This window comes from Streptomyces sp. SID486 (assembly GCF_009865385.1).
Classification (GTDB): Bacteria; Actinomycetota; Actinomycetes; order Streptomycetales; family Streptomycetaceae; genus Streptomyces.
Genome location: NZ_WWJT01000084.1, coordinates 1 through 2533 on the forward strand (window position 1 = coordinate 1; position 2533 = coordinate 2533).

The 2533-nt window shown below is 74.2% G+C and carries 3 protein-coding genes; all 3 read right to left on the minus strand.

Going from position 1 to position 2533, the window contains the following annotated elements; translation table 11 throughout:
- Nucleotides 1–8: 8 nt before the first annotated feature.
- Complete coding sequence (locus tag GT045_RS04330) at nt 9–917, minus strand: SCO1860 family LAETG-anchored protein (RefSeq protein WP_161333334.1); 909 nt, start codon at nt 915–917, stop codon at nt 9–11.
- A gap of 134 nt (nt 918–1051) precedes the next feature.
- Entirely contained in the window at nt 1052–2143 is a 1092-nt protein-coding gene (locus GT045_RS04335; protein ID WP_161333335.1) for an amidohydrolase family protein, read from the minus strand.
- An 18-nt stretch (nt 2144–2161) separates the two neighbouring features.
- Nucleotides 2162–2533 (minus strand): ATP-binding cassette domain-containing protein (locus GT045_RS04340; RefSeq protein ID WP_161291339.1); only part of this gene is annotated, 372 nt, incomplete at its 5' end.

Here is a 2533-nt window from a genome sequence, read left to right on the forward strand (position 1 = left end):
GGGCGGGGTCAGTTCTTCCGGCGGCGGGCCAGGGTCACCGCGCCGCCGCCGAACAGCAGCAGGGCCAGCGCGCCGCCGGCGATGTACGGGGTCGCCGAGCTGCCGCCGGTCTCCGCGAGGTCGGCCTGGGCCGGGGCGCCCTGGGGGCGGACGTCGGCGGCCGGGTCGTGGCTCTGGACGGGCTTGGCGGTGGGCGGGGCCATCGGGGACTCGCAGGTGGCCTCGGCCAGCGTGACCTTGCCTTCGACGTCGGCCACGTTGAGCTTCAAGGGGTTGACGGAGACCTTGAGTTCGAGGGCGGTCGCGGCGGCCGTCAGGGTCGTCGTGGTCCGCCGGGAGAGGTCGAGGCGGACCTCGCCGACGCCGGGCACCTTCACCTCCGTCGTGCCCCCGGCGGTCAGGGTGACGCGCTTGCCGAGGACGGTCACCGCGCCGAGGACGTTCGCCGCGGCGGCCGGTGCCCTGCCCACCTCGCAGGTGGCCTTCGCGGTGACCGTGTCGGCCTGGAGGAGGGACAGCAGGGGCAGGCCGGGGACGTGCAGCCTGGCGCCCACGAGCCGGACGGAGCCCTCGGCGCGCTTCTTCGTCACCGTGGCCGCGGCCGTGGCGACGTCCGCGCCGAGCACGGTGAACGGTTCGCCGCCGTTCACGCCGTCGAGCCGGGCGGAGAGCGCGCTCCGGTCGGCGCTCTGCGGTGCGTGGACCTCGTTCAGGGTGACCGCGAGCGGGACGTTCACGGTCTTGTCGAGCAGGGACACGTCGAGCCCGGTGCGCAGGACGACGGCGGAGGCGCGACCGTGGTCACCGGTGGCGTGCGCCGCGCCCGCGCCCAGGGCGGCGGGTGCGGCGGTGAGCGCGGTGACCGTGGCCAGCGCGGCGAGACGGCGTGCGGGCATGCGGAAATCGTTGCTGTTCAAGGCGGTGGGACCCCCAGACGGGACATGCTTGGGACCCGTCAACCTTGTACGCACTGTGGGTGAACGGTCAGCGATCCAGGGTCACTTCACTCAAACGTGGATATGACGCACGCCGATTCGAATCACGGGCACATCTACTCGACGACGTGCCCGCGCAGCACCACCCGACGCGGCGCCGCGAGCACCCGTACGTCCGCCCGGGGATCGGCCTCGTACACCACCAGGTCGGCGGGGGCGCCCTCCTCCAGGCCGGGCCGGCCGAGCCAGGCGCGGGCGCCCCAGGTCGTCGCCGAGACGGCCTCGACGGGCGGGATGCCGGCGGTGACCAGCTCCGCGACCTCCGCGGCGACCAGGCCGTGCGCGAGCGAGCCGCCGGCGTCCGTGCCGACGTAGACGGGGACACCGGCGTCGTAGGCGCCGCGCACGGTGTCGTAGCGCCGCTCGTGCAGCCGGCGCATATGGGCCGACCAGCGCGGGAACTTCTCGTCGCCGCCGGCCGCGAGCCGGGGGAAGGTGGCGATGTTGACGAGGGTGGGGACGATCGCGACGCCCCGTTCGGCGAAGAGCGGGACCAGGTCGTCGGTGAGGCCCGTCGCGTGCTCGACGCAGTCGATGCCCGCCTCGACGAGGTCGCGCAGGGAACTCTCGGCGAAGCAGTGGGCGGTGACCCGGGCACCGAGCCGGTGGGCCTCGGCGATGGCGGCCTCCACCGCCTCGCGGGGCCAGCAGGGGGCCAGGTCGCCGAGGCCGCGGTCGATCCAGTCGCCGACCAGCTTCACCCAGCCGTCGCCGCGCCGGGCCTCTTGGGCGACGTAGGTGACCAGGTCCTCCGGCTCGATCTCCCAGGCGTAGTTGCGGATGTAGCGGCGGGTGCGGGCGATGTGCCGGCCCGCCCGGACGATCTTCGGCAGGTCGTCCCGGTCGTCGATCCAGCGGGTGTCGGAGGGCGAGCCGGCGTCGCGGATCAGCAGGGTGCCCGCGCCCCGGTCGGTGAGCGCCTGCTTCTCCGCGGTGGCCGCGTCGACGGGGCCGTGCGCGTCGAGGCCCACATGGCAGTGCGCGTCGACGAGGCCGGGCAGGGCCCAGCCCTCGACGGTCCGGACGTCCCGGGCGCCGGCGGGGCGGTCGTAGGAGATCCGGCCGCCGACCACCCACAGCTCGTCGCGGACGTCCTCGGGCCCCGCCAGGACCCGGCCCTTCACGTGCAGCACCGCGTGATCGCTCATGCACCGCACCTTAGTGAGCTACCGCTCGGACTTCCCCACCCGGTCGGAGGTCTCCTCCTCCACCTCGGCCATCGCCGGGTCGAGCAGGCGGGAGAGGAAGTGCCGGGTGCGCTCGTGCTGCGGGTCACCGATGACCCGGTCGGGGCTGCCGTCCTCGACGATCACGCCGCCGTCCATGAAGACGACCCGGTCGGCGACCTCGCGGGCGAACGTCATCTCGTGGGTGACGACCATCATCGTCATGCCCTCCCGGGCCAGCATGCGCATGACCGCGAGGACGTCTCCGACCAGCTCCGGGTCGAGCGCGGACGTGGGCTCGTCGAACAGCATCACCTCGGGGCCCATCGCGAGCGCCCGGGCGATGGCGACGCGCTGCTGCTGGCCGCCGGA